Origin of the sequence: Micromonospora sp. NPDC048909 (assembly GCF_040649635.1) — a bacterium.
GTDB lineage: Bacteria > Actinomycetota > Actinomycetes > Mycobacteriales > Micromonosporaceae > Micromonospora.
The window spans coordinates 325,037-344,756 of sequence record NZ_JBEZFU010000006.1 but is presented as its reverse complement, the minus strand read 5'-3'; the positions used below and the strand labels follow the sequence as shown (position 1 = coordinate 344,756).

At 73.4% G+C, this 19,720-nt stretch carries 24 protein-coding genes and 1 pseudogene; 11 read left to right on the top strand and 14 right to left on the bottom strand.

Features of this window, described 5'->3' with window-relative positions:
* The 3 genes and pseudogenes from AB0C04_RS19260 to AB0C04_RS19250 form a co-directional block, all read left to right on the top strand.
* A pseudogene (locus AB0C04_RS19260) lies at positions 1-653 on the top strand (hypothetical protein); the annotation flags it as partial.
* Between the two features lie 338 nt (positions 654-991).
* Positions 992-1,402 (top strand): RidA family protein, encoded by a 411-nt coding sequence (locus AB0C04_RS19255; protein WP_357056153.1) that lies wholly within the window; start codon positions 992-994, stop codon positions 1,400-1,402.
* Complete coding sequence (locus AB0C04_RS19250; protein WP_357056150.1) at positions 1,395-2,300, top strand: GNAT family N-acetyltransferase; 906 nt, start codon at positions 1,395-1,397, stop codon at positions 2,298-2,300. Before AB0C04_RS19255 ends, AB0C04_RS19250 begins: the two co-directional genes overlap by 8 nt.
* A gap of 19 nt (positions 2,301-2,319) precedes the next feature.
* Here the strand turns inward: AB0C04_RS19250 and AB0C04_RS19245 are convergent, their stop codons facing one another.
* Entirely contained in the window at positions 2,320-2,832 is a 513-nt protein-coding gene (locus AB0C04_RS19245; protein ID WP_357056147.1) for an O-acetyl-ADP-ribose deacetylase, read from the bottom strand.
* A 1-nt stretch (position 2,833) separates the two neighbouring features.
* Positions 2,834-3,685 (bottom strand): EI24 domain-containing protein, encoded by an 852-nt coding sequence (locus AB0C04_RS19240; protein ID WP_357056144.1) that lies wholly within the window; start codon positions 3,683-3,685, stop codon positions 2,834-2,836.
* Between the two features lie 125 nt (positions 3,686-3,810).
* Here AB0C04_RS19240 and AB0C04_RS19235 point away from each other — a divergent pair, with 125 nt between their 5' ends.
* The 5 genes from AB0C04_RS19235 to AB0C04_RS19215 are packed head-to-tail and all read left to right on the top strand — an operon-like array spanning position 3,811 to position 8,413.
* Positions 3,811-4,719, top strand: a complete 909-nt coding sequence (locus AB0C04_RS19235) for an ABC transporter ATP-binding protein (protein ID WP_357056141.1) — start codon at positions 3,811-3,813, stop codon at positions 4,717-4,719.
* A 13-nt stretch (positions 4,720-4,732) separates the two neighbouring features.
* Positions 4,733-5,467: an ABC transporter permease gene (locus tag AB0C04_RS19230; protein ID WP_357056138.1), complete on the top strand. Its 735-nt coding sequence runs from the start codon at positions 4,733-4,735 to the stop codon at positions 5,465-5,467.
* Positions 5,468-5,477: 10 nt separating this feature from the next.
* Positions 5,478-6,749 carry a sensor histidine kinase gene (locus tag AB0C04_RS19225; RefSeq protein WP_357056135.1) on the top strand — a complete coding sequence of 424 codons (1,272 nt, stop codon included), beginning with the start codon at positions 5,478-5,480 and terminating at the stop codon, positions 6,747-6,749.
* Complete coding sequence (locus AB0C04_RS19220; protein WP_357056132.1) at positions 6,746-7,387, top strand: response regulator transcription factor; 642 nt, start codon at positions 6,746-6,748, stop codon at positions 7,385-7,387. The genes AB0C04_RS19225 and AB0C04_RS19220 overlap by 4 nt, the downstream gene beginning before the upstream one ends.
* An 18-nt stretch (positions 7,388-7,405) precedes the next feature.
* Positions 7,406-8,413, top strand: coding sequence for a YafY family protein (locus tag AB0C04_RS19215; RefSeq protein ID WP_357056129.1), 1,008 nt, complete (start codon positions 7,406-7,408; stop codon positions 8,411-8,413).
* Here the strand turns inward: AB0C04_RS19215 and AB0C04_RS19210 are convergent.
* Complete coding sequence (locus AB0C04_RS19210) at positions 8,404-9,318, bottom strand: SDR family oxidoreductase (RefSeq protein ID WP_357056126.1); 915 nt, start codon at positions 9,316-9,318, stop codon at positions 8,404-8,406. The two genes, AB0C04_RS19215 and AB0C04_RS19210, sit on opposite strands and share 10 nt — an antisense overlap.
* 77 nt (positions 9,319-9,395) lie before the next feature.
* Between AB0C04_RS19210 and AB0C04_RS19205 the strand changes: the two genes are divergently transcribed.
* Positions 9,396-10,091: a nucleotidyltransferase domain-containing protein gene (locus tag AB0C04_RS19205; protein ID WP_357056553.1), complete on the top strand. Its 696-nt coding sequence runs from the start codon at positions 9,396-9,398 to the stop codon at positions 10,089-10,091.
* Positions 10,092-10,143: 52 nt separating this feature from the next.
* Here AB0C04_RS19205 and AB0C04_RS19200 read toward each other — a convergent pair whose 3' ends face one another.
* From AB0C04_RS19200 to AB0C04_RS19180, 5 genes are all read right to left on the bottom strand, one after another.
* Complete coding sequence (locus AB0C04_RS19200) at positions 10,144-10,881, bottom strand: alanyl-tRNA editing protein (RefSeq protein WP_357056123.1); 738 nt, start codon at positions 10,879-10,881, stop codon at positions 10,144-10,146.
* A gap of 11 nt (positions 10,882-10,892) precedes the next feature.
* Positions 10,893-11,780 carry an alpha/beta hydrolase gene (locus AB0C04_RS19195; protein ID WP_357056119.1) on the bottom strand — a complete coding sequence of 296 codons (888 nt, stop codon included), beginning with the start codon at positions 11,778-11,780 and terminating at the stop codon, positions 10,893-10,895.
* On the bottom strand, positions 11,777-12,091 hold the full coding sequence (locus AB0C04_RS19190; RefSeq protein WP_350875768.1) for a DUF2516 family protein: 315 nt from the start codon (positions 12,089-12,091) through the stop codon (positions 11,777-11,779). The genes AB0C04_RS19195 and AB0C04_RS19190 overlap by 4 nt, the downstream gene beginning before the upstream one ends.
* Before the next feature lie 70 nt (positions 12,092-12,161).
* A complete protein-coding gene (locus AB0C04_RS19185; RefSeq protein ID WP_357056114.1) occupies positions 12,162-12,842 on the bottom strand; it encodes a hypothetical protein in 681 nt (226 codons plus the stop codon).
* A complete protein-coding gene (locus AB0C04_RS19180) occupies positions 12,839-13,396 on the bottom strand; it encodes a helix-turn-helix transcriptional regulator (protein WP_357056111.1) in 558 nt (185 codons plus the stop codon). Before AB0C04_RS19180 ends, AB0C04_RS19185 begins: the two co-directional genes overlap by 4 nt.
* A gap of 111 nt (positions 13,397-13,507) precedes the next feature.
* Here AB0C04_RS19180 and AB0C04_RS19175 point away from each other — a divergent pair, with 111 nt between their 5' ends.
* The gene (locus AB0C04_RS19175; RefSeq protein ID WP_357056108.1) at positions 13,508-14,305 is read left to right on the top strand and encodes an alpha/beta hydrolase; all 798 of its coding nucleotides are present in this window, start codon (positions 13,508-13,510) and stop codon (positions 14,303-14,305) included.
* Positions 14,306-14,423: 118 nt separating this feature from the next.
* Here the strand turns inward: AB0C04_RS19175 and AB0C04_RS19170 are convergent, their stop codons facing one another.
* The 4 genes from AB0C04_RS19170 to AB0C04_RS19155 form a co-directional block, all read right to left on the bottom strand.
* A complete protein-coding gene (locus AB0C04_RS19170) occupies positions 14,424-15,383 on the bottom strand; it encodes an asparaginase (RefSeq protein ID WP_357056105.1) in 960 nt (319 codons plus the stop codon).
* A 93-nt stretch (positions 15,384-15,476) separates the two neighbouring features.
* Positions 15,477-16,304, bottom strand: coding sequence for a 3-keto-5-aminohexanoate cleavage protein (locus AB0C04_RS19165; RefSeq protein WP_357056102.1), 828 nt, complete (start codon positions 16,302-16,304; stop codon positions 15,477-15,479).
* Between the two features lie 22 nt (positions 16,305-16,326).
* On the bottom strand, positions 16,327-17,439 hold the full coding sequence (locus AB0C04_RS19160; protein WP_357056099.1) for a folate-binding protein: 1,113 nt from the start codon (positions 17,437-17,439) through the stop codon (positions 16,327-16,329).
* Positions 17,436-17,864 (bottom strand): Fur family transcriptional regulator, encoded by a 429-nt coding sequence (locus tag AB0C04_RS19155; protein ID WP_357056095.1) that lies wholly within the window; start codon positions 17,862-17,864, stop codon positions 17,436-17,438. Before AB0C04_RS19155 ends, AB0C04_RS19160 begins: the two co-directional genes overlap by 4 nt.
* Before the next feature lie 67 nt (positions 17,865-17,931).
* Here AB0C04_RS19155 and AB0C04_RS19150 point away from each other — a divergent pair, with 67 nt between their 5' ends.
* Positions 17,932-18,795, top strand: coding sequence for an aminotransferase class IV (locus AB0C04_RS19150; protein ID WP_357056092.1), 864 nt, complete (start codon positions 17,932-17,934; stop codon positions 18,793-18,795).
* A 91-nt stretch (positions 18,796-18,886) separates the two neighbouring features.
* Here the strand turns inward: AB0C04_RS19150 and AB0C04_RS19145 are convergent, their stop codons facing one another.
* Together AB0C04_RS19145 and mtfM are read right to left on the bottom strand one after the other, a co-directional pair.
* The gene (locus tag AB0C04_RS19145) at positions 18,887-19,492 is read right to left on the bottom strand and encodes an FABP family protein (protein WP_357056088.1); all 606 of its coding nucleotides are present in this window, start codon (positions 19,490-19,492) and stop codon (positions 18,887-18,889) included.
* 114 nt (positions 19,493-19,606) lie between these two features.
* Positions 19,607-19,711: a small membrane protein MtfM gene (gene mtfM, locus AB0C04_RS19140; RefSeq protein WP_067315095.1), complete on the bottom strand. Its 105-nt coding sequence runs from the start codon at positions 19,709-19,711 to the stop codon at positions 19,607-19,609.
* Positions 19,712-19,720 lie beyond the last annotated feature (9 nt).

Sequence of the window (19,720 nt, the reverse complement as noted above, 5' to 3'; positions counted from 1 at the left end):
ACGACGACGCCTCCGCCGACGGCACGACCGGCGACGGCACGGCGCTCGACGACGCCTCCGCCGACGGCACGACCGGCGACGGCACGGCGCTCGACGACGCCTCCGCCGACGGCACGACCGGCGACGGCACGGCGCTCGACGGAATCTCCACCGCTGGGTCGACCGGCAGCGGCACGACCGGCGATGGGGCCTCCGCCGACGGCACGGCGGTCGACGGCAGGACGGGTGCCGGCGCTTCCGCCGACGGCACGACCGGCAACGGCGCCTCCGGCGACGGCGTGACCGGCGACGGCGTGACCGGCGACGGTGCGGTCGTCGGCTGGGTGCTGGCCGCACACGTACGGATGTGCATCGAGACGGCGGCCTCCCCCGTTATCACCGCGCTGGCGTCGGTCAGCGTCCACCCGGCGGGCAGCCGGATCCACGCTTTGCTGGTGCCCTGGTCGTTGACGATGGCCCCGCCGTCGGCCGGCATGGTCCGGGTCACCGTGCCATCGTTCGGGCCGCTCCAGGTGCCCGTCACGGTGACGAACCGGCCCGAAGTCGACATGCCCAACAGGTCGAAGACCCAGACGTCCTCGTTGGGGAACGGCCCGCCCCCGAGGTTGAGGTCACAGTCCTGGATGGGGCCGGCCGCGGCGGTGGGCACGTAGCCGGGGCTGACGTCGATGGTGCCCAGTGCGGATGGCTGGACCGGCTGCGCCTGGGCGGCGCCCGCCGCGCCGACCAGAAACGAACCGGCGGTCGCCCCGGTAGCTATCAGCCTGACAAGTTCTGCTCTCACGATTCCCCCATGATCTTGAAGACACACCCGGTACCTCACGTTCGTACCAAAAATGAAAAATAATCCGGTTCATGCAGAACATGTAGCTTTTACGGATTTTGACCCTCGATGGGAACCATGCTCGCCCGTCGGCCGACCCCCACCCCTCGACCCCGAGGGGCCGGTAAATCGGTCGAACCGTCGTCGTGGCCGAGCTACCGTCGGGCGGTGCCGACCCCCGCGCGCCTGGTCCCCGTCCCCGCGCTCTCCGACATCGCCGAGTACACCTACGCGGCCACCGTCGAGCCGCCAGCCCGACTGGTCTTCACCGCTGGCGCCTGCCCGCTGGACGCCGACGGTGCCACCGTTGCCCCGGGCGACCACGCCGCCCAGGCCCGACAGGTGATGGCCAACCTGGAGACCGCCCTCGCGGCGGCCAGCGCACGGCTCACCGACGTGGTCAAGACCACCGTCTATGTGGCGTCGTCACGGCAGGCGGACCTGGTCACGGTCTGGCAGGTGGTCCGGGACGCGTTCGGCGACCACGAACCACCCAGCACCCTGCTCGGGGTGGCCGTACTCGGCTACCCCGACCAACTGGTCGAGGTCGAGGCGGTCGCGGCGGTGCGCAATGGCTGACTTCCGGATCCGGACCGCCACCCCCGATGACGCCCCCGGCGTGGTCGCCCTGCGCACGCTGGTCCACCCGTACCTGGTGCGCGGGGTGGCGTCGACCCGGCTGATGATCGCCGAACCCCCGCCCGGCGAGGAGTGGACGGCGTTCGTCGCCGAAGTCGGCGACCGGCTGGTGGGCTGGGTGTCGGCGTACCGCAACATCCGGACGTCCGAGGCCGACTTCGGCGAGGTCTCGCTGCTGCACGTCGCCCCGGAGCAGCGGCGCCAGGGGGTCGGCGAGGCGCTGCTGGGCGAGGCGCTGGGCCACCTCCGCCAACTCGGGGTACGCCGGGTCCGCACCTGGGCGCAACCGGAGGCGCTGCCCTTCGCCCGCCGGCACGGCTTCACGCCCAGCCGGGAACTGCGCTACTCGGCGCTCGACCTGCGTCCCGCGCCGCCGATGCCGACGGCGCCCCCGGGCGTACGGCTGCTGCCGCTGGACGAGGTGGACCCGCACCGGATGTACCGGGCCGAGATCGCCACGGCCGCCGACGAACCGGGCGACGTGGCCTCCGACGCGATCAGCTACGAGGTCTGGCGGTACGACGTCTGGCAGAACCTCGGCCTGGACAAGGCGGCCAGCACGGCCGCCGAGGTGGACGGCGAACTGGTGGCGTTCAGCGTGGTCAAGCGGGACGGCGACCGGATGTGGTCGGACTACACCGGCACCCTGCCCGAGCGCCGCGGACGTGGCCTCGCCCGGCTGGCCAAACAGGCGGCCCTGCACCGGGCCGCCGCCGGTGGGGTGCGGTTCGCGTACACCTCGAACGACGAGGCGAACGCGCCGATGCTGGCGATCAACGCCCGGCTCGGCTACCGGCCGGTGGCCGCCCAGTGGTCCTGCCTCGCCGAGCTGACCTGAGTTGACTCCGGGCTGACGGTCAGCCTGCGAGGACCTGCTCGGCGATCCGGTGCGTGTCGGCGCCGAAGAGCACCAGCCGGGCCTGCGTGACGGTGGCCGGTGCGGCGGTCCGCAGCACCGTCAGCGCCTGCCGGACGGCGTCGTCCACGGGCCAGCCGTAGATGCCCGCGGAGACGAGCGGAAAGGCCACCGTCGTCGCCGCCAGCTCGTCGGCCACTCGCAGGCTGTTCGCGTAGCAGTCGCGCAGCAGCGCCGCGCGGTCCTCGGTGGCCGACCAGACCGGCCCGACGGTGTGGATCACCCAGCGGGCCGGCAGGTTGCCCGCCGTGGTGGCCACCGCCTGCCCGGTCGGCAGGCCGCGGCCGTACCGGGACGCGCGCAGCGCCCGGCACTCGGCCAGGATGGCCGGCCCACCCCTGCGGTGGATCGCGCCGTCCACCCCGCCACCGCCGAGCAGCGAGGAGTTCGCGGCGTTCACGATCGCGTCCACCCGCTGGGTGGTGATGTCCCCCTCGACCAGGCTGATCTCCACGTCACCGCTCCTCGACCGGCTCGCCGAGCGACCGCCGGTCCTCGATCGGCTGGCCGAGCGACCGCCGGGCCAGCAGGGTCGCGCCGGCCACCGCGGCCGGCATGATCAGTACGGCGCCGAGCGGGATCAGGAAGCAGAGGAAGACCGCCACCCCGAAGCCGAGCGCGGTCGGCCGGTCCGCCTTCAGCAGCGCGCGGCGCTGCGGCAGTCGCATCCCGCGCCGGTAGAAGGGCGCGCCGACCAGCTCGACGGCGAGGAACCAGCCGCCCACCGCCGCCCCGATCACCGGGACCACCGTCTGGCCGACCACCGGAATGAAACCGGCGACGAAGAGTGGGATGCCGACCAGTGCGGTGAGCGCCACCAGGCGTACCGAGTCGGCCATGCTGCGGCGCAGTGACGACCAGAACGGCACGTCGACCGCGCCGGGCGTGCCGCCGTACCGCTCCTCCACCCGCTCGGAGATCTTCTCGTAGAACGGGTCCCCGATCACCAGGGTGACCGCGGTGAAGGTGAGCACGCCGAGCAGCCCACCGAGCCCCAGGAAGGCCAGCCCGGCGATCACCCGGACCACGCTGCGCCCGGTGGTCGACCAGTCGTCGGCGAACGGGGTCACCAGCGCCGCCAGGTCGTCCACGAACCACACCAGGGCGGCGAACGCGCCGAGGAAGAGCACGCCGGAGATCAGCGCCGGCACGACGCCGAGCAGCATCAGGCCGGGGCTGCGCACGTAGAGCCCGAGGCCGCGCAGGAGCAGTCCCGCTCCGGCGAGGAAGCGACCGAGGGTCCCGGTGACCGGGCGGGCGATGCTGCTGACGTCCACGACCGAAGAGCCTAGTTGCCCCCGGCACATCAACCGATCGGTGGATCGCCGGGGTCAACCGCGGCCGCCGGAGATCACCAACGGCCGGTCGATCCGCCGCCGGCCCGCCGCCGCCACGCTGAAGAGGTACGGCTACGACGGCGAAAGGCGGCGCGATGCCGGTCATCGAGGTGACCAGTCTGCACAAGCGGTACGGCGACCTGGTGGCCGTGGACGACGTGTCGTTCACGGTGGAGACCGGGGAGATCTTCGGGGTGCTCGGCCCGAACGGCGCCGGCAAGACCACCACCGTGGAGTGTGTCGCCGGGCTCCGCGTCCCCGACGGGGGCGGGGTGTCGGTCCTCGGGCTCGACCCCCGCCGGGACGCGGCCCGGCTCCGCCAGCTGGTCGGGGTGCAGCTGCAGGAGAGTCAGCTGCCCGACCGGCTCCGGGTCGCCGAGGCGCTGGAGCTCTACGCGTCGTTCTACCGCGACCCGGCCGACCCGGCCCGGCTGATCGACGAGCTGGGCCTGGGCGAGAAGCGGAACACCCCGTACAAGAAGCTCTCCGGTGGTCAGAAGCAGCGGCTCTCCATCGCGCTGGCCCTGGTCGGCAACCCGAAGATCGCCATCCTCGACGAGCTGACCACCGGGCTGGACCCGCAGGCCCGGCGCGAGACCTGGGGCGTCATCGAACGGGTCCGGGACACCGGCGTGACGATCGTGCTGGTCACCCACTTCATGGAGGAGGCCGAGCGGCTCTGCGACCGGGTCGCGGTGATCGACCGTGGCCGGGTCGTCGCGCTGGACAGCCCCGCCGGCCTGGTGTCCACGGTGGTCCCGGAGCAACGGGTCCGGTTCCGGCCGTCCGCGCCGCTGGACGACACGCTGCTGACCGACCTGGTCGAGGTGAGCGGGGTCAGTCGTACCGGCAGTCAGGTGCTGGTGACCGGCACCGGCGACCTGCTGCACGCGGTCACCTCGGTGCTCGCCCGCAACCAGATCGTGGCCGCCGACCTGCGGCTGGAACAGTCCACCCTCGACGACGCCTTCGTCGAGCTGACCGGGCACCGGCCCGCCGACTGAAGAGGAAGCCAGCATGCACGCCTTCCGTCAGATCCTGCGGATCGAGACGCGGCTCTACCTGCGGGACCTGCCGACGCTGCTCACCACCGTCGGACTGCCCACCCTGATCCTGGTGGTGCTCGGACTGATCCCCGCGCTCCGGAAACCAGACCCGAACTTCGATGGGCAGACCTTCGTCAGCTACTTCGCCCCGTCACTGCTGGTGGTCACGCTGGCGATGGTCGCGGTGAACGTCCTGCCCGCCGTGCTCGCCACCTACCGGGAGCGCGGTGTGCTGCGCCGGCTGGCGACCACCCCGGCGAGCCCGGCGGCGCTGCTCGCGGCCCAGCTGGTGCTGGCCCTGGCCGGCATCCTGGTCAGCGCGCTGCTGGTCATCCTGGTCGCCCGGCTGGCCTTCGGGGTGCCGCTGCCCCGGCACCCGCTCGGCTTCACGGTGGCCTTCGTCCTGGGCACGGCGGCCCTGCTGGCGCTGGGCCTGCTGATCGCCGCGGTCGCCCGGACTTCCAAGGCCGCCCAGGCTCTGGCCGTGCCGCTGTTCCTGGTCACGATGTTCTTCGGCGGGGTCTACCTGCCCCGGTTCCTGCTCCCGGACTTCCTCGCCCGGATCGGTGACTACACGCCACCCGGCGTGCAGGCGCTGCTCGACGCCTGGACCGGCACCCCGCCGCGCCCGCTGCACCTGGCGATAATGGCGGTGGTCGCGGTGGTCGCCGGTGGGACCGCCGCGAAACTCTTCCGCTGGGAGTGAGCGAAGACCGATGACGAGCACCGCGGAACAGGTCGACCGGCTGGCCGTGTGGGAGGCGCGCGAGGCGAGCCTCTACCGGGTCGTGCCCTACCTCGGGTTGCTCGTCGGGACGGTGCTGGCACGCTTCGCGCCGGCCCCGGGCAGCCTGCCGTTCCCGCCGACCCTGGCCGTAGCCGTGGCGGCCGGCTGCTGGGTCGCCTGGTTCATCACCCTGCACCCGCAGTGGATCCACCGGCAGGCGCTGATGGCGGTCTACTACGTCGGACTGCTCATCTCCAGCGCCGTGCTGGTGGTGGCCAGCCCGTGGTACGGCTTCTTCGCCTGGGTCGGATTCGTGCACGCGTTCCTCCTGCTCCCCGGCCGGTGGCGGTTCGCCGGAGTGGCCGTGACCGGCGTGCTGGTCGCCACCGCGCAGAGCGCGGGTCCACCCACCTCGGCGTCGCACTGGCTGCTCTGGTCGGTGCTGGTGTTGTTCAACGCCGGGGCGGCCGGCGCGGTGAGCTGGTTCGGCACGGTCACCGAGCGGCAGAACGCCAACCGCAAGCTGCTGGTGGAGGAGTTGGCCGAGGCGAACCGGAGGCTCGCCGACACGGCCCGGGAGAACGTGGGGCTGCACGCCCAGCTGCTCACCCAGGCCCGGGAGGCGGGCGTGCTGGACGAGCGGCAGCGGATGGCGCGGGAGATCCACGACACCCTGGCCCAGGGCCTGACCGGCATCATCACCCAGCTCGAGGCGGCCGAGCAGACCCGGGACCGCTCGGACGACTGGCGTCGGCACATGGACAACGCGCTGGCCCTGGCCCGGGAGAGCCTCACCGAGGCCCGCCGTTCGGTACGGGCGGTCCGCCCGGAATCGCTGGAGACCGCCCGGCTGCCGGACGCCCTCGCCGAGCTGGGCGGACGCTGGTCGGCCCTGCACCAGGTGCCCGCCGAGGTCAGCACCACCGGCACGCCCCGCCCACTGCATCCGGAGGTCGAGGTCACCCTGCTGCGGGCCGCCCAGGAGGCGCTGGCCAACGTGGCCCGGCACGCCAAGGCCTCCCGGGTCGGGCTGACCCTGTCGTACATGACGGACGTGGTCACCCTCGACGTCCGCGACGACGGGACGGGCTTCGACGTCATCGACCGACCGACGTCCCGGGAACCGGACGGCGGCTACGGGCTGACCGCGATGCGGCAGCGGGTGACCCGGGTCGGCGGCGAGTTGGCCGTCGAGTCCGAGCCGGGTGGCGGCACCGCCGTCTCGGCGACCGTCCCCGCGCTCCCCGGAGGTGCCGGTTGACCGACCCCGTACGGCTGCTGATCGTCGACGACCATCCGGTGGTCCGGGACGGGCTGCGCGGCATGTTCACCGGCGACCCCGGGTTCGAGGTGGTCGGCGAGGCCGCGGACGGGGCCGAGGCGCTGGCCCTCGCCGCCACGCTGCGCCCGGACGTGGTGCTGATGGACCTGCGGATGCCCGGGATGGACGGGGTGACCGCCATCGGCCGGCTGGCCCGCTCCGGCAGCACCTCCCGGGTGCTGGTGCTGACCACCTACGACACCGACGCCGACGTGCTGCCGGCGATCGAGGCCGGCGCCACCGGTTACCTGCTCAAGGACGCGCCCCGCGAGGAGCTGGTCCGGGCGGTGCGGGCCGCCGCCCGGGGCGAGTCGGTGCTCTCGCCGAGCGTGGCCGGCCGGCTGATGGGGCGGCTGCGTTCACCGGCCGAGGAGCCGCTCAGCCAGCGCGAACTGGAGGTACTCACCCTGGTGGCCCGCGGCTCGTCGAACCGGGAGACCGCCGCCCGGCTCTTCATCAGCGAGGCCACCGTCAAGACGCACCTGCTGCACGTGTACGCCAAGCTCGGGGTCAACGACCGGGCCGCGGCGGTGGCCGCCGCGTACGACCGGGGCCTGCTCACCCCCGGCGGGCGGTGACCGGGGCAGGATGGACCGGTGCGGGCGTCCCGGTTGATCTCGTTGGTGCTGCTCCTTCAGTCTCGGGAGACGATGACCGCGGCCGAGCTGGCCCGGGAGCTGGAGGTCTCCGAGCGGACCGTCTACCGGGACGTGCTCGCGCTCTCCGCCGCCGGGGTGCCGGTCTACGCCGACCGGGGTCGGGCCGGCGGCTACCGGCTGCTCGGCGGCTACCGGACCCGGCTGACCGGGCTGACCAGGGACGAGGCGGAGGCGCTCTTCCTCGCCGGGCTGCCCGGGCCGGCCGGCGACATGGGGCTGACCGACGCGCTCGCCGCCGCCGAGCTGAAGGTGCTGGCCGCCCTGCCGCCCGCGCTGCGGGACGCACCGGCCCGCGCCGGTCAGCGGTTCCACCTGGACGTGCCGGGGTGGTTCCGGGAGGCCGGCCCCCCGCCGTGGCTCAGCGAGCTGGCCGGCGCGGTCTGGCGGGACCGGGTGGTCGAGCTGCGCTACCGGCGGGGCGACCGCGAGGTCGACCGCACGGTCCGGCCGTACGGGCTCGTGCTCAAGAGCGGGGTCTGGTATCTGGTCGGCCGGGTCGGCGCCGAGGCGCGCACCTACCGGGTGGACCGGGTGACCGGGGTCGAGGTGAGCACCGAGGGCTTCGACCGGGACGAGGGCTTCGACCTGGCCCGGTACTGGCGGGAGCAGGCCGGGGCGTTCCTGCGCACCATGCTGCGCGACCAGGTCACCGTCCGGCTCGGCCCCACCGGCCTGCGCCAGCTCCGGCACCTGGTGGACGCCCCCTTCGTGTACGAGGAGGCGGTGGCCGCCGCCGCGGGGCCCGACGGACAGGGCCGGCTGGTGCTGCGCCTGCCCGTCGAGTCCGTGCAGGTGGCGTACCACCAACTGCTCACGCTCGGACCGGAGGTGGAGGTGCTCGACCCGCCCGAGCTGCGGGAGCTGATGGCCGGGGCCGCCGAGCGGATGGGCCGGCTCTACGCCGACCCGGGCCCGGCCGACCCCGGCCCTCCGGATCAGCGGTAGCCGGTGTCGTCCGCCGCCTTACCGACCGCGACCACCTCGTCGTGATAGCGCGCCCACTCGGGTCGGGTGCCGTCGAGGTCGGTGAAGCCGTACACCCGGGACAGCCCGCCGCTGTCCACGGACTGGCCGTGCCAACGGGCCCGGTCCGGATCGGCGGCGAGGGCCGCGACCGCGCGACCGACGAAGGCCGGCGTCTCGGACATGACGAAGTGCGGTTCCTTCGCCGCGCCGGCACGCCAGTTCTCCTCGGTGACCCCGAAGTGCTCGAGCATCGCCTCGGATCGCAGCCAGCCAGGGGTGAGCGCGACCGACGTGCCACCGTGCGGCGCCAGCTCGTGAGCCCAGATGAACCCGAGCCGGTTGACCGAGACCTTGGCCAGGTCGTAGAAGACCGAGAGCCGGTAGGTCTGGTCGTTGTACGCCTTCGTGCCGTCGCCGATCTCCACCACCAGACCTCCGGGGCGGCGGATCAGCAGCGGCAGCGCGAAGTGGCTGGTGATGATGTGCGTGTCGATGGCCAGCCGCAGGGTCCGGAAGCCGGCATCCAGCGGTTGCTCCCAGACCGGCTTCTCCCAGGTGACCAGCGGATCGCCGCCCCAGATGTCGTTCACCAGCACGTCGAGGCGGCCCTGCTCGGCGTCGATCCGGGCGACCAGGTCCCGGACCTGCTCGGTGACCAGATGGTCGACCACGACGGCGATGCCCGTACCGCCGGCCGCGGTGACCAGCTCGGCGGTCTCCTCGATGGTCTCCGGCCGGTCCATCTCCGAGCGGCCGGCCCGGCTGCTGCGGCCGGTGGCGTAGACGGTGGCCCCGGCCGCGCCGAGCTGGACGGCGATCTGCCGGCCCGCGCCCCGGGTCGCCCCGGCGACCAGCGCGACCTTTCCTGTCAGCGGTTTCGTCATGGGTCCGAGGCTGTCACCGATACCTGACAGCCGAAGTCCAGTTTTCGGATCGGGTGTCGTCCGTCATGCTCGCCGGCATGCACCTGCTGCTCTCCGGCGTCGTCGGCTCGGTCGCGTACGGTCTGGCCGGCCCGGGCTCGGACACCGACCGGATCGGCGTCTTCGCCGTGCCGACGGTCGCCCTGCACGGCCTGCACCCACCCCGCGAATCGGTGGTCACCACCGACCCGGACGTGACGCTGCACGAGGCCGCGAAGTGGTGCCGCCTGGCGCTGAGCGGCAACCCGACCGCCACCGAGCTGGCCTGGCTGCCCGACGACTGCTACGACACCCGCACCGAGTTCGGCGAACGGCTGATCGGCATCCGGTCGGCCTTCCTCAGCGCGCCCCGGGTCCGCGACGCCTACCTCGGGTACGCGGCACAGCAGTTCCGCAAGCTGGAGTCGCGCGCCGACGGGAGCTTCTCCGCCGACACCCGACGGCGTACCGCGAAACACGCCCGACACCTGGCCCGACTGGTGCACCAGGGTCGGCTCCTCTACGCCACCGGCGTGCTGGAGATCCGGCTCGCCGAGCCGGAGTGGTTCCGGGGGTTCGGCGACCGGGTCGCCGGCGGCGAACTGGCCGAGGCGCGGGCCCTGCTGGCCGAGGCCGAGCAGGACTTCGACCGGATCCGCACTCCGCTGCCGGACCGACCGGACGAGGCGACGGTGGAGCGTTGGTTGCTCGCCGTCCGCGCCGCTCATCTCCCCACCGAGCTGACCCCCCGCTGACCTGCCCCATCCGGCGTCGCCGAGCCCGTGCTCAGCCTCGGCGAGGGTCGAATCAGTCCAGCAGTCGGACGCGGACCCGGCGGTTGGCCCGGCCCTTGCTCTCCACCTTGACCACCTGCACCTTGCCGATCTGGGCGGTGGAGGCGACGTGGGTGCCACCGTCGGCCTGCACGTCCAGCCCCACGATGTCGACGATCCGCACCTCCTGCTCCTCCGGTGGGATCAGGTTGGACTGGGTACGGATGATGTCCGGCAGCGCCAGCGCCTCCGACCGGGGCAGCACCCGGACCGCGACCGCCCGGTCGGCGGCCACCTCGACGTTGACCAGCTCTTCGATCCGGGTCTTGAAGTCGGGCGGCACCTCGGGAAGGTTGAAGTCCATCCGGGCCTCGCCGGGCTCCATGTTGCCGCCGGTGACCAGCGCGCCGAAGTCGCGGAACACCACGCCGCAGAGCACGTGCAGCCCGGAGTGGGTGCGCATCAACCGGGTACGGCGTTCGTCCTCGACCGCGCCGGTCACCGCGGTGCCGGCCGGTGGCACCGGGTCGCCCTCGGCGGGGATCAGCCAGAGGTCGTCGCCCTTGCGGGTGCCGACGATGCGGGTCTGCACGCCCTGCCAGAGCAGCACCCCGTGGTCGGGTGGCTGCCCGCCACCACCGGGGTAGAAGGCCGAGCGGTCCAGCACGATGCCCTGCTCCGGGTCGGCGTGCAGCACCGTGCACTCCCACTCGCGCAGGCTCGGATCGGCGAGGTCCAGCCGGTGCGTCCGGCCGTGGTGTGTGACGCCCATGTCAGGGCACGTTACTCGTTGAGGAAGCCGGATATCCGCGCCCGCAGATCGGCGCGTTCCGACCAGAGCACGCCGGGCCGGTCGTACACGTGCAGGGTGGCCGCCGGCAACGCGGCGGCGAGCTGCTCGGCGACCTCGACCGGGTGCAGGTCGTCGCCGGCGCAGCCGATCACCAGAGCCGGGGCGGTGACCGCGCCCAGCACGCCGACGTCCGGCAGCGCGACCTGCTCCGGCAGGCCGGCGAGCCCGGGGGCGAGCCCGTCGCGGAGCAACTGGTCCAGGCGCTGCCGCAGGTAGGCCCAGCCGGCCGGGGTGTTACGCACGGCGGCCGGCAGCTCGACGGAGACGACCTCCGCGACCGCCGACGCGTCGCCGCTCTCGACCGCCTCCAGCAACGTTGTCAACCGCTGCCGGGCCACCTCGCCACGCGGTCGGTCGAGCACCGCGGGCAGGAAGAAGACCATCCGCTCGAAGCGGTCCGGGCTCTCCGCCAGCAGCCGGCAGAGCGCGCCGGCGCCGAGGCTGGCGCCGAACGCCCGGGTGGCACCGCCCAGGTCGGCGATCGCCCGCAGGTCGCGGGCCAGGTCGGGGTAGCTCCACGGCCCGGGTGGCGCGTCGGAGCGGCCGTGCCCGCGGAACTGGAAGAAGAGCTTTCGACCGGCTACTCCGCCGCCGAACGGCCGGGTCGTGGCGATGCCGTTGCCCAGCCCGTGCGCGAAGACGGTGACCGGGTCACCGGCGCCGGTGACCAGCCGCTCCAGGCGTACCCCGTGCGGCGTGGTGACCAGCTCGGTCTCCGGTTCGGGCAGCGCCGGCCGGCCGGTGCGCGGCCCGCCCGGGCCGGGGCCCCAGGTGCGCGGCCCGCCGTCCGGCGGAGGCGGCCAGCGAAAACCTCTCACCAGAAGCCTTTGCCGTCGCTCAGGTCGCGCAGCCCGACCCGGACGTCGAGCAGGTAGATGAGAGCGGCGGCGATACCGATCAGTCCGAAGAGGCTGATCGGGCCGAAGCCGAGCAGGGTCAGCACCAGGCAGACCGCCAGGATGGCGATCCAGCCGCCCTTGGGCAGGGTGCCGATGGCGGCGAAGGCGTCGGATCGCTGGGTGATGGCGTGCACCAGCGCGACGCCTTGGATGATCAGCGCGAAGACGAGCAGAACCAGCTCGATCACGTAGCGGACTTCGAAGGCGAAGATCGGCGCGGCGTTGGCCATGACGGCAAGCTTATGTCGGCGACCCCGGATACGTCCGACAGGACGCCTCCGGGGTCGCCAGTGGAACTGTTTACTCGGCGGCCGGGCGGGTCCGCTTGGTGGCCCGGGGCAGCTTCGCCGACGGGGTGGCGGCCGGCTTGGTGGCCTTGACGGTCCGGGTGGTCTTCTTCGCGGCGGCCGGCTTGGCCTGCACCACCTCGGCAACCTCGGCCGGGGTCGGCACCTCGGCCTCGGCGGTCGGGGCCGGGGCCGGCTTCGCGACCGGGTCGGCCTCGGTCGCCTCGATGTCGGCGTTCACGGTGTCGGCGGCCTCCAGAACGCCGGCGCCGACGACCCGCTCTCCTCGGGCGACGAGCGCGCCGTACGCGGCCAGTGCCCGCTCCTGAGCGACCTGGGCACCGGCGAACACCACGGCGGCGTTGCGGGTGGCCGCGGCGCGCAGCCGGTCGAGGTCGGCGGCCTCGCGGAGCTTGGCCAGGTCGGCCGCCTCGCGGAGCTTGGCCAGGTCGGTCGGGACACCGCGCTCCCGCAGGCTGTCGGCCGTCTCGTTGGCGGTACGCAGCGTCGCGGTGGCCTTCTCGCGCAGCTCGACACCGGTGACCACGGCCTTGCCGCCGAGCTCGGCGACGACCCTGGTGCCGAGGTCGCTGACCACGGTGGGCAGCTTGCGCAGCTGCTGGAACGCCAGCTCGCCGGCGCCGGCGGCGGCGTAGATGGGGGCCGGGATGCGGTTGGTCTTCGGCTGGGTCATGACGTCTCCTCCTCGGCCGCGTCGGCGGCCTTCGGGGCCGCCGGACCGGCGGCCTTCTTCACGGGGGTGGTGGTGCTCGGCGGGGCGGGCGCCGGACCGGCCTCGGTGACGGCGACCGATTCGAGGACCGCCTCGGTCGGCGTGCCGTCCGGTGTGGTCGGTCCGGTGGCGGCCGGGTTCACCAGGCCTGCCGACTCGTCCGGGGTGTCGAGCCGGGCGTTCTCCCGGCGGAAGGTCTCGTAGATCTGGCTCAGGGACTGCTTCTGCGCCATGGTCAGGTCGGGGTCCACGGCGATCGCCGCGAGCACCCCCTGACCCTCCTTGTCGTCCAGCAGCCCGGCCCGCAGGTACATGGCCGGCGTGGAGACCCGCAGCGCGCTGGCGAGCTGTTGGAGCACCTCGGCGCTCGGCTTGCGCAGGCCGCGCTCGATCTGGCTGAGGTACGGGTTGCTGACCCCGGCCTGCTCGGCGAGCTGGCGCAGCGAAATCTTCGCGCTCCGCCGCAGGTCGCGAATGAACCCGCCGATGTCGGGAAGGTCCTTACCAGTGGCCATGCGACCGACGGTAGCCCGCCCTGCTAGCTGTTGCAAGCGTTTTGCTAGCCAGAGTTAGCAACGTCTCATCCAAGCGCTTGCATGAGCATCGCCCGCTGGTACCTTCCTCCGATGACCAAGATCGAGGTGAACGGCGCGGTGCTGGCGTACGACGAGGTCGGCGAGGGTAGCCCGGTGGTGCTGCTGCACGCCGGCATCGCCGACCGGCGGATGTGGCGGGAACAGGTCGACGCGTTGGCCACCCGGCACCGCGTGATCGTTCCCGACCTGCGCGGCTACGGCGAATCGGAGCTGCCGCCGGCCCCGTTCACCCACCATGACGACGTGGTCGGGCTGCTGGACGCACTCGACCTGCCCCGGGCCGCCCTGGTCGGCTGCTCCTTCGGTGGCCGGGTCGCGGTGGACACCGCGCTGGCTCACCCGGAGCGGGTCTCCGCGCTCGCCCTCATCGGCGCGGCGATCTCCGGCCACGAGTGGTCCGAGGAGACCGAGCAGCTCTGGGACAACCTGGTCGGCGAGGTCGATCCGGAGGACTTCGTGGCCAGCGCCGCCGGCGAGGTGCGGTTCTGGGTGGTGGGCACGTCCCGGCAGCCGGCGGACGTCGACCCGGAGCTGATCCGCTTCGCCGAGGAGATGGACCAGCGCGCGCTCGCCGCCGAGTTGGCGCTCAGCGCCGTCGAGATCGGCGAACTCGACCCGCCGGCGATCGAGCGGCTCGGCGAACTGAGGATGCCGGTACTGGTCGGGGCCGGCGCCGACGACCTCGCGGACATCCGCCGCCTCGCCGACCGCATCGCGGCCGAGGCGCCTCAGGCGGTGCGCCTACCGGACGTACCCGACGCCGCCCACCTGGCGCCTCTGGAGCAGCCCCACCCGATCAACGCCGCCCTGCTCGACTTCCTCCCCTGACCCCCGCCCCTCACCCCCGCCCTCGACCCCGTTGATCAAGAGGTTCGCGTCAGTCCGGAGATCGAACCTGACGGGAACCTCTTGATCAACGCCAGTCCCGGGGCCGGCGGGTTGGGGGTTACCAGAGCGGGCGGATGGCGCCTACGGGGACGCCGCCGCCCAGGAGGGGGAGTTCGGCGTACTCGGTGAGCACCGGAGCCTCGACGCCGAGGCGGCGTAGCGCGGAGACCAGCACCGGCATCCGGGCCCGGGCGGCGCCGTCGTCGATCTTCAGGGCCACCGCGCCCACCCCGGGCAGCGCAGCGGCGATCACGCCCTCCGCGCCGACCTTGGCGAGCAGGCCCGGGATGCCGCGCATCAGGCGGGTGTCGTCGGCCTCGGTGCCGCCGACGAGCTCGGGGTACGCCCGCATGGCGTCGGCCACCGTCCGGGGCAACGAGCCGACCTCGGCCGCGACCAACTGGAGGAACGCCCCGGCCAGCCCGGTCAGCGAGACCGCGAGCACCGGCGCGCCGCAGCCGTCCACGCCCACGGCTGCCGCCTCCTCGCCGGTGAAGTCCTCGATCGCCGCCCGCAGGCGCTGTTGCAGCGGGTGCTCCGGACGCCAGTAGCCGTCCAGCGGCCAGCCGGCGGCCCGGCAGGTGAGCAGCATGCCGCTGTGCTTGCCGGAGCAGTTCATCTGCGTCCGGGTCGGCCCGCCCCCGGCCCGCAGCACCGCGGCGCGGGCCGCCTCGCCCACCGGCAGGTCCGGCGGACAGTGCAGCGCCGACTCGTCCAGCCCGGCGCGGGCGAGCAGCGCACCGACCCGGGCGAGATGGAACTCCTCACCGGCGTGGCTGGCGGAGACCAGCGCCAGGTCGGCCGGATCAGCCAGCGACAGGCCGGCGCGGAGCATCCCGATCGCCTGCATCGGCTTGCTCGCCGAGCGGGGGAAGATCGCGGATGTCACGTCGCCGGTGGCGGCCACCGTCGCCCCGGACGCGTCGAGCACCACCACCGAGCCGCGGTGCATCCCCTCCACGAACCCGGACCGGACCACTTCGGCGAGCGGCGCGCCGCCCTCGTACGTCTTTCCCACGGTGTGGACGGTACCGACGGGTGGGCGGCGGGCGACGCCCGGGTGACCAGGTCTTCCCGGAATCAGTGACAGGAGTGCCGGACGGGGCTGCCCTTACAGGCCGAGCAGCTCGCGGGCCTGCGCGGTGGTCAGCGGCGGGCGCTGCGCGAGCTGGGCGAAACCGACCGCGCGGGCGACCAGCTGCATGTTGGACTCCACCGGCCGCCCCTTGGCGTAGGTCACGGTGTCCTCCATGCCGACCCGCAGGTGCCCGCCGGCGGAGAGCGACGCCAGCAGCACCGAGATGCTGCTGCGACCGATGCCGGTGGCGGAGAAGGTGGTCCCCTCCGGCAGGTCGCGCAGCATCTGCCGGGCCGCCACCAGCGTCTCGGTGGTGCCCGGCATGCCGCCCGGCACGCCCATCACGAAGTCGACGTGCACGTGCCCGCCGTGCGGGAGGCCGTACTTGCCGAGCAGCCGCTGCAACGCGGTCAGGTGGCCGAGGTCGAAGATCTCGTACTCGGGCACGACGCCCCGCTCCTGCATCCGGGTGTGCAGGTCGACGATGAACTCCCAGCGGTTGAGGAAGACGTCGTCGCCGAAGTTGACCGTGCCCATGGTGCAGGAGGCCATGTCCGGGCCGGCGTCGAGCACCGCGAGCCGGTCGGCCTCCGGGTCGGTGACCGCCCCACCGGAGGAGAGCTGGACGATCAGGTCGGTGCTCTCCCGCAGCGCCGCCACGGTCTCGCGCAGCCGACCCTGGTCGAGGGTGGGCTTCGCCTCGTCGTCCCGGATGTGGACGTGGATCACGGCGGCGCCCAGCGCCTCGCACTCCTTCGCGGTGAGAAGCAGCTCGTCGAGGGTCACCGGCAGCGCCGGAACCTCCGCCTTGGCCGACTCCGCGCCGGTGGGGGCAACCGTGATCAACGTCCCTGTCGTCATGCCGGGATCCTAGACGCCGGGCTCAGACCGGGTCGATCGCCGCCGCGGTCTCGTTGATCAGGAGGCGGGCATCCTCCGGGACGTTCCGCTTGATCACCGCCAGCGCGATCTGGCCCAGCTCGTAGTGGTGCACCGCGGTGCCGACGAAGCCGACCGCCCGGCCGTCGAGGGTGACCGGGGTGCCGGCGACCGGCGGTTGGTCGGTGGTCACACCGTCCAGGTGCAGCAGGACGAGGCGGCGCGGCGGACGGCCCATGTTGTGCACCCGGGCCACCGTCTCCTGACCCCGGTAGCAGCCCTTCTCCAGGTGCACCGCCGGCTCGATCAGGTCCACCTCGGCGGGGATGGTCCGGTGGTCGGTGTCCACCCCGACCCGGGGCCGGCGGGCGGCCACCCGGATCGCCTCGTACGCCCAGAGACCGGCGACCGGCACCCCGGCGCCGCGCAACTCCGCGACCACCTGCTCCATCGACTCCCGGGGCACCAGCAGGTCCACGCCGAGCGGAACCCGGCGGGCCCAGCCACCGACCGGCAGCGGCTTGACCGCGTACCGCACGGACGGCCGGGGTGGCACCGCGCCCTGCCGGAACTTCGGGCCCGGCACCGCGATCGCGTCGGGAGCGGCCAGCCCGCTCACCCCGAGCGTCTCGAGCGCCGCGGTCGCCTCCGGCCCGACCAGCGAGAGCAGGGCGTGGTCGGCGGTCGCGTCGCGCGGCTCGACCTTGCTGAAGAACCGCATCTTCTCCAGGTACGTCAGCAGGCCGCCGGTCGCGCCCGGCTCGGTGTCCAGCCAGGTGGTGAGGCCGTCCTCGGCCACCATGGCGTGCTGCTCGACGTGCCCGTGCGGGGAGAGGACCAGCAGCTCGGTGCCCTCACCGGCGGTCAGGTCGGCGAGGTGCTGTGAGGTGAGCGTGTGCAGCCAACTGGCCCGCTCCTCGCCGGGCACCGCCACGACACCCCGGTGGGACCGGTCGACCAGGCCGACCGCGGTGTCGAGGACGCGTTGCTCGCGCATCGGATCGCCGTAGTGGGCGGCGACCCCGCGTACCCCGGCCGCGGCGTGCGCCGGCTCGGGCTGGTCGCGGGTGGCCTCGTCGATGCTCTCGACGGCCACCGCGCCCGCGATGTCGATCATTCCGAGTCCCCGTTCTCACAGCGGCCGCAGAGGCCGAAGAGCGACACGTGCCCGATGTCGACCCGGAACCCCCGCTGCTCGGCCAGCTGGTCGGCGAGCGGCCGGAGCAGGTCGGGATCGATCTCGTCGATCGCCCCGCACTGCCGGCAGACCAGGTGGACGTGCTGGTGCTCCCCGGCGGCGTGGTACGTCGGCGAGCCGTGGGAGAGATGGGTGTGGGTCACCAGGCCGAGCCGTTCCAGCAGCTCCAGCGTCCGGTAGATGGTGGTGATGTTCACGCCCGCGGCCACCTCACGGACGGCCGTGTGCACCTGCTCAGGGGTGGCGTGACCGAGGTCCAGCACCGCCTGGAGGACGAGCTGTCGCTGCGCCGTCAGCCGCAGGCCACGGGAGCGGAGCATTTCCGCGAGGGAGGATTCGGACACCGTCCGATCATAGTTCGGCCGCGACGGCGCTCCCGGGCCGCCGCGTCCGCCGCTACGCTCGGCGGTCATGGTGACATCGAGGATCGCCGTGCTCGGCCGCGGCGCCGTGTCCGCCGGGGAGCCGGTGTTACGCGGGGACGACCTGGGTGTGCTGCGTGGCGACGGGCTCTTCGAGACCATGCACCTGCGCGACGGGCGGCCGTGGCTGCGCGACGCCCACCTGGGCCGGCTGGCCCGGGCCGCGGCGGCCGTGGAGCTGACCCTGCCGCCCCGGGCGGTGCTGGTCGGGCTGCTCGACGCGGTCCGCGCCGGATGGCCGGCCGAGGTGGAGGGCGCGCTGCGGCTGGTCTGCACCCGGGGGCCGGAGGGCGGGGGGCCGCCGACCGTCTACGCCACCCTCGCCGAGGTCCCGGCGGCGTCCCGGCGCGCCCGGGCCACCGGGATCACCGTGGCGACCCTGCCGCTCGGCGTGCCGGCCGAATCCCGGACCGCCCTGGACTGGCTGCCCGCCGGGATCAAGTCCACGTCGTACGCGGTGAGCACCGCGGCCCGCCGCTGGGCGCAGCGGGCCGGCGTCGACGACGTGCTCTGGGTCTCCTCCGACGGGTACGCGCTGGAGGGGCCGACCGCGAACCTGGTCTGGCTGGCCGGCGGCACCCTCTGCACCGTGCCCGCGGCCAGCACCGGCATCCTGCCCGGCACCACCGCCGCCTGGCTGCTCGGGCACGCCGGCGAGCTGGGCTTCGAAGCCGCCGAACGGATGGTCACCCCGACCGAGCTGCGCGCCGCCGACGGGGTCTGGTTCAGCTCGTCGGTACGCGGCCTCACCGAGGTCACCGCGCTCGACGGCGAGGCGCTCCCCCGCTCCCCGCACACCCCACCGCTGCAGAAGCTCGTCGCCTTCCCCGTGCCGGACGTCGAACAGACGTGATCATGAGGCTGACGGCACTTTCCGCGCACGGCGGAGCCGTCAACCTCATGATCGGCGCGATTGGCAGGCGGGAAGGTTGGGGACCGCGCGGTCAGCCGGCCACGCGGGTGAGGCGGGCGGAGAGGTGCGGGCTGAGGCCGTGGCCGACCGCTGCCATCTCCTGCGCGTAGAGCAGGGCGCCCTCGACGATGCCGAAGAGCCGGTGCCCCGCGGTGACCTCCTTGGCCGTCGCCGTGCGCACCACGGCGTCGGTGACCAGCTCGACCTGGGTGCCGTTGCGCCGGCCGAGGTAGAGCTCCATCACCCCGGTCGGCGTGGTCAGCAACGCCTCCAGCTCGTTGGTGGCCCGGTCACCGTCGAACACCGGGCGCCACCAGCCGACCTCGCGGCCGGCCGGGCGTACCGGGCGGCTCTGCTCGTCGAGGATCCAGGCCCGCGACTCGTAGGAGAGGAACGGCCGTCCGTCGTGGCTGATCCGGATCTCCTGGGCGAAGTCGAAGTCCTCGATCGTGGGGAACCCGCCCCGGCCACGGCCGCGCCACACGCCGATGTACGGCAGCAGGCCGTCCAGGGCAGGGTGCAGTTTCGGGCCGACCCGCAGGTCGTGGCTCTCCTCGTAGGGGTACGGCTCGACCGGCGGCGCGTTCAGCCACGGCGGCGGCTGCAGGGGGTTGTCGTCCGACGGATTCGCGCTCACCACTTACCCTTCGTTCGCGACTGCGGGGCTCGCAAACCCGGCTCACTCCTCGCGCTCACGATTGCTCCTTCGTTCGCGACTGCGGGGCTCGCAAACCCGGCTCACTCCTCGCGCTCACCATTTACCTCTCGACAGGCGTACAGCCAGATAGACCAGGCCACCGGCGAGCGCGCCCAGGCCGGCGACCAGCAGGCTGACGAACCCGATCTCGGTGACCATCCCGACCAT

Coding starts and splice junctions, on each gene's coding strand:
- AB0C04_RS19190 (WP_350875768.1), bottom strand. CDS start 12,091: ATGGCCAACGCCGCGCCGATCTTCGCCTTCGAAGTCCGCTACGTGATC.
- AB0C04_RS19225 (WP_357056135.1), top strand. CDS start 5,478: ATGACGAGCACCGCGGAACAGGTCGACCGGCTGGCCGTGTGGGAGGCG.
- AB0C04_RS19235 (WP_357056141.1), top strand. CDS start 3,811: ATGCCGGTCATCGAGGTGACCAGTCTGCACAAGCGGTACGGCGACCTG.
- AB0C04_RS19210 (WP_357056126.1), bottom strand. CDS start 9,318: ATGACGAAACCGCTGACAGGAAAGGTCGCGCTGGTCGCCGGGGCGACC.
- AB0C04_RS19165 (WP_357056102.1), bottom strand. CDS start 16,304: ATGACGACAGGGACGTTGATCACGGTTGCCCCCACCGGCGCGGAGTCG.
- AB0C04_RS19205 (WP_357056553.1), top strand. CDS start 9,396: ATGCACCTGCTGCTCTCCGGCGTCGTCGGCTCGGTCGCGTACGGTCTG.
- AB0C04_RS19200 (WP_357056123.1), bottom strand. CDS start 10,881: ATGGGCGTCACACACCACGGCCGGACGCACCGGCTGGACCTCGCCGAT.
- AB0C04_RS19230 (WP_357056138.1), top strand. CDS start 4,733: ATGCACGCCTTCCGTCAGATCCTGCGGATCGAGACGCGGCTCTACCTG.
- AB0C04_RS19240 (WP_357056144.1), bottom strand. CDS start 3,685: ATGTGCCGGGGGCAACTAGGCTCTTCGGTCGTGGACGTCAGCAGCATC.
- mtfM (WP_067315095.1), bottom strand. CDS start 19,711: ATGGTCACCGAGATCGGGTTCGTCAGCCTGCTGGTCGCCGGCCTGGGC.
- AB0C04_RS19160 (WP_357056099.1), bottom strand. CDS start 17,439: ATGATCGACATCGCGGGCGCGGTGGCCGTCGAGAGCATCGACGAGGCC.
- AB0C04_RS19180 (WP_357056111.1), bottom strand. CDS start 13,396: ATGGCCACTGGTAAGGACCTTCCCGACATCGGCGGGTTCATTCGCGAC.
- AB0C04_RS19250 (WP_357056150.1), top strand. CDS start 1,395: ATGGCTGACTTCCGGATCCGGACCGCCACCCCCGATGACGCCCCCGGC.
- AB0C04_RS19150 (WP_357056092.1), top strand. CDS start 17,932: ATGGTGACATCGAGGATCGCCGTGCTCGGCCGCGGCGCCGTGTCCGCC.
- AB0C04_RS19175 (WP_357056108.1), top strand. CDS start 13,508: ATGACCAAGATCGAGGTGAACGGCGCGGTGCTGGCGTACGACGAGGTC.
- AB0C04_RS19185 (WP_357056114.1), bottom strand. CDS start 12,842: ATGACCCAGCCGAAGACCAACCGCATCCCGGCCCCCATCTACGCCGCC.